This window comes from Streptococcus pseudopneumoniae (assembly GCF_038148935.1).
Classification (GTDB): domain Bacteria; phylum Bacillota; class Bacilli; order Lactobacillales; family Streptococcaceae; genus Streptococcus; species Streptococcus pseudopneumoniae_U.
Genome location: NZ_JBBJZX010000117.1, coordinates 1 through 4,406, shown reverse-complemented (window position 1 = coordinate 4,406; position 4,406 = coordinate 1). Strand labels below are relative to the sequence as shown.

Below are 4,406 nucleotides of genomic sequence, written 5' to 3'. Positions count from 1 at the left end.
GACGTTGACGCGGTTTGAAGAGATTTTCGAAGAGTACAAATTGTAGAAAGTGCTCCTTATCCTAGTCAGATATGTAAATATTTTGATACAATGGTAGGAAATAAGGAGAAGAATACAATGACTAGTGAATACCAGAAAATGATAGCAGGAGAGGTTTACCGTCCATCGGATCCAGAACTGCGTGCCTTGGCTCAGGCTTCTCGCCAAAAACAGGCTGCCTTTAACAAGGAAGAAGACCCCTTAAAGGGAGCTGAAATCATTAAGGCTTGGTTTGGTTCGACTGGACAAAATCTATATGTCAATCCACGCCTAGTGGTCGATTATGGGGTCAATATTCATCTAGGGGAAAATTTTTATTCTAATTGGAACTTGACCATGCTGGATGTTTGTCCGATTCGTATTGGAGACAATGCCATGATTGGTCCCAACTGTCAGTTCTTGACTCCACTTCATCCGCTGGATCCACATGAGCGAAATTCAGGTATTGAGTACGGTAAGCCTATCACAATCGGAGACAATTTCTGGGCTGGTGGTGGCGTCATTGTACTGCCTGGAGTCACACTTGGGAATAATGTTGTCGCAGGAGCAGGGGCCGTGATTACCAAGTCCTTTGGGGACAATGTTGTATTAGGTGGCAACCCTGCGCGCGTGATTAAGGAAATACCTGTGAAATAGAAGTAAAAAGGAACAGCGGGTGTTGTTTCTTTTTTGTAGGTTTCATCATCTTTTACCCAACCCACATTTACCTACTATATATCTTAGCAAGTCTGCTTCATTGATCAATTTTAAATCATCTTGTAACTGGGATGCTTTTTGATGCAAGAAGTACTAGTGTAGGAGAGAGTTTTTGTGGATGACTAGATGATGTCAATGATTTTTTCTATTTATTTTCAGTCAAAGATGATACAATAGTACAAAATTAGAGGAGGCAGGCTATGATTCAGAAACATGCGATTCCTATTTTAGAGTTTGATGACAATCCTCAGGCGGTCATCATGCCCAATCACGAGGGGCTGGACTTGCACTTGCCCAAGAAGTGTGTCTATGCTTTTTTAGAAGAGGAGATTGACCGCTATGCGAGGGAAGTAGGGGCGGATTGTGTCGGCGAATTCGTTTCAGCCACCAAGACCTATCCAGTCTATGTCGTGAACTACAAAGGCGAGGAGATCTGTCTGGCTCAGGCACCTGTCGGCTCCGCTCCAGCAGCCCAGTTTATGGATTGGTTGATTGGCTATGGTGTGGAGCAGATTATTTCCACTGGAACCTGTGGAGTACTGGCTGATATAGAAGAAAATGCCTTTCTAGTCCCTGTTCGCGCTCTGCGAGATGAAGGAGCTAGTTATCACTATGTGGCACCTTCTCGTTATATGGAAATTCAGCCAGAAGCTACTGCTGCTATTGAGCGAGTTTTGGATGATAGAGGGATTCCCTATGAAGAAGTCATGACCTGGTCTACAGATGGTTTTTACCGAGAAACGGCTGAAAAGGTGGCTTATCGTAAGGAAGAAGGCTGTGCTGTTGTGGAGATGGAGTGTGCTGCACTTGCGGCAGTAGCTCAACTGCGTGGGGTTCTCTGGGGTGAATTGTTGTTCACAGCAGATTCTCTAGCCGATTTGGATCAGTACGACAGTCGTGACTGGGGTTCAGAAGCTTTCGAGAAGGCGCTAGAACTGAGTTTAGCAAGTGTTCATCACCTTTAGTTGTGCTGACAAAAGGTCTGCTTTATCATAAAATGTCTAGCTCATACTTTGCGAAAATAGTGTTAAACGAGGTCATCTTCCTCTTTTCGGACGCATGTTGAGATTGGGAAAAATCTTTAAAATCAGAAAAACGTATCATATCAGGTGATGAAAACTTTGATACTATGCGTTTTTATTGTGGTAATATGAAATAAAATCTCAACAAATTGATTAGGTAAGTTACATCAATTTCTAGTAATGTTTGAGAAGTTGTAGCCTACTATTTCAGATTCAAAATGGTGTGTTTCATTTTCTCCTGAAAAGCATATAGAGTAGCTAGCGTTAACAGCTCCTGTCTTGCTTTTTTGACTTACAGTCATATTATCATGAACTCTTGAACGAGGCTTGTTCTTGCCTAGGCTATCAACAAAAAGGTGGCATTTTTTAGGCTTGCTGTTAGTGGATTTTTCCTTATCCTATCTAAGTCATTTCGAGCTTTTTATGGTACAATGGAAACATGTTATTCAAGTTATCTAAGGAAAAAATAGAGCTAGGCTTATCTCGTTTATCGCCTGCCCGTCGTATTTTTTTGAGTTTTGCCTTGGTCATTTTACTAGGCTCTCTCCTTTTGAGTTTGCCTTTTGTGCAAGTGCCTAGCTCTCGAGCGACTTATTTCGACCATCTCTTTACAACTGTATCCATGGTCTGTGTGACAGGTCTTTTTACCCAGCCTGTCGCTGACACCTACAATATTTGGGGGCAGCTCATTTGTATGTTCTTGATTCAGATTGGCGGTCTGGGGCTCATGACCTTTATTGGGGTTTTCTATATCCAGAGCAAGCAAAAGCTTAGTCTTCGTAGCCGTGCAACTATTCAGGATAGTTTTAGTTATGGAGAGACTCGATCTTTGAGAAAGTTTGTCCATTCTATTTTTCTCACGACTTTTTTGGTTGAGGGTTTGGGAGCTCTATTCCTCAGTTTTCGTTTTGTTCCTCAACTTGGCTGGGGGCGCGGTCTCTTTAGTGCTATTTTTCTAGCTATTTCAGCCTTTTGTAATGCAGGTTTTGATAATTTTGGAAGTACGAGCTTGATTGCTTTTCAGACCGATCCCCTGGTCAATCTGGTCATCGCAGGCTTGATTATTACAGGTGGTCTTGGATTTATGGTCTGGTTTGACCTTGCTACGCATGTAGGGAAAAAGAAAAAAGGGCGCCTGCATTTTCACACCAAACTGGTTTTATTATTGACGGTGGGGCTCCTAGCTTTTGGGACGGTGACCAGTCTCGTTCTTGAATGGAACAATGCTGGAACGATTGGCAATCTCCCTGTTGCAGATAAGATCTTGGTCAGCTTTTTCCAAACTGTCAGCATGAGAACGGCTGGTTTTGGGACAATTGATTACAGCATGGCTCGTCCTGTTACCTTATTAATTTATATCTTGCAGATGTTTCTAGGTGGGGCTCCAGGAGGAACAGCTGGGGGGCTCAAGATTACCACATTTTTTGTCCTCTTGGTCTTTGCACGAAGTGAGCTTCTAGGCTTACCTCATGCCAATGTCGCTCGACGGACGATTGCGCCACGAACAGTTCAAAAATCCTTTAGTGTCTTTATTATCTTTTTGATGACCTTCTTGCTGGGCTTGATTTTACTAGGGATGACAGCCAAGGGAAATCCTCCCTTTATCCACCTCATATTTGAAACCATTTCTGCTCTTGGGACAGTCGGAGTGACGGCAAATTTAACTCCAGATTTAGGGAAAATAGCTCTAAGTGTGATTATGGTTCTCATGTTTATCGGACGAATTGGTCCCTTGACCCTGCTGGTCAGTCTAGCAGATTACCATCCAGAAAAGAAAGATATGATTCACTATATGAAAGCAGATATTAGTATTGGTTAAGAAAGGAAAGAGCATGTCAGATCGTACGATTGGAATTTTAGGCTTGGGAATTTTTGGGAGCAGTGTCCTAGCTGCCCTAGCCAAGCAGGATATGAATATTATCGCTATTGATGACCACGCAGAGCGCATCAATCAGTTTGAGCCAGTTTTGGCGCGTGGAGTGATTGGTGACATCACAGATGAAGAATTATTGAGATCAGCAGGGATTGATACCTGCGATACCGTTGTAGTCGCGACAGGTGAAAATCTGGAGTCGAGTGTGCTTGCGGTTATGCACTGTAAGAGTTTGGGGGTACCGACTGTTATTGCTAAGGTCAAAAGCCATACAGCTAAGAAAGTGCTAGAAAAGATTGGAGCTGATTCGGTTATCTCGCCAGAGTATGAAATGGGGCAGTCCCTAGCACAGACCATTCTTTTCCATAATAGTGTTGATGTCTTTCAGTTGGATAAAAATGTCTCTATTGTGGAGATGAAAATTCCTCAGTCTTGGGCAGGTCAAAGTTTGAGTGAATTAGACCTCCGTGGCAAATACAATCTGAATATTTTGGGTTTCCGAGAGCAGGAAAATTCCCCATTGGATGTTGAATTTGGACCAGATGACCTCTTGAAGGCAGATACCTATATTTTGGCAGTCATCAACAACCAGTATTTGGATACCCTAGCAGCATTGAATTCGTAAAAGAGGGAGCTTCCCTCTTTTTTGATTCCCAAGATAGCAAATAGAGATAGCACCCCTTGTATTCTAGTAAAAGTTCTTCAAAGGCTGGACTTTATGGTAAAATAGAAAGAAGTGACAAGAGAGAGTAATATTCAATGAAAATCAAAGAGCA

Annotated in this window: 4 protein-coding genes; all 4 read left to right on the top strand. The window is 42.6% G+C overall.

Annotated elements, in window-relative coordinates:
* The first annotated feature begins 117 nt into the window (after positions 1-117).
* The 4 genes from WKI42_RS09555 to WKI42_RS09540 all read left to right on the top strand — a co-directional run bounded on the left by WKI42_RS09555 (position 118) and on the right by WKI42_RS09540 (position 4,255).
* On the top strand, positions 118-675 hold the full coding sequence (locus tag WKI42_RS09555; protein ID WP_173275304.1) for a sugar O-acetyltransferase: 558 nt from the start codon (positions 118-120) through the stop codon (positions 673-675).
* A 260-nt stretch (positions 676-935) separates the two neighbouring features.
* Positions 936-1,700, top strand: a complete 765-nt coding sequence (locus WKI42_RS09550; RefSeq protein WP_368081801.1) for a nucleoside phosphorylase — start codon at positions 936-938, stop codon at positions 1,698-1,700.
* A 496-nt stretch (positions 1,701-2,196) separates the two neighbouring features.
* Positions 2,197-3,576 carry a TrkH family potassium uptake protein gene (locus tag WKI42_RS09545; RefSeq protein ID WP_368081800.1) on the top strand — a complete coding sequence of 460 codons (1,380 nt, stop codon included), beginning with the start codon at positions 2,197-2,199 and terminating at the stop codon, positions 3,574-3,576.
* 13 nt (positions 3,577-3,589) lie between these two features.
* Entirely contained in the window at positions 3,590-4,255 is a 666-nt protein-coding gene (locus tag WKI42_RS09540) for a potassium channel family protein (protein ID WP_050226157.1), read from the top strand.
* Positions 4,256-4,406: the final 151 nt, after the last annotated feature.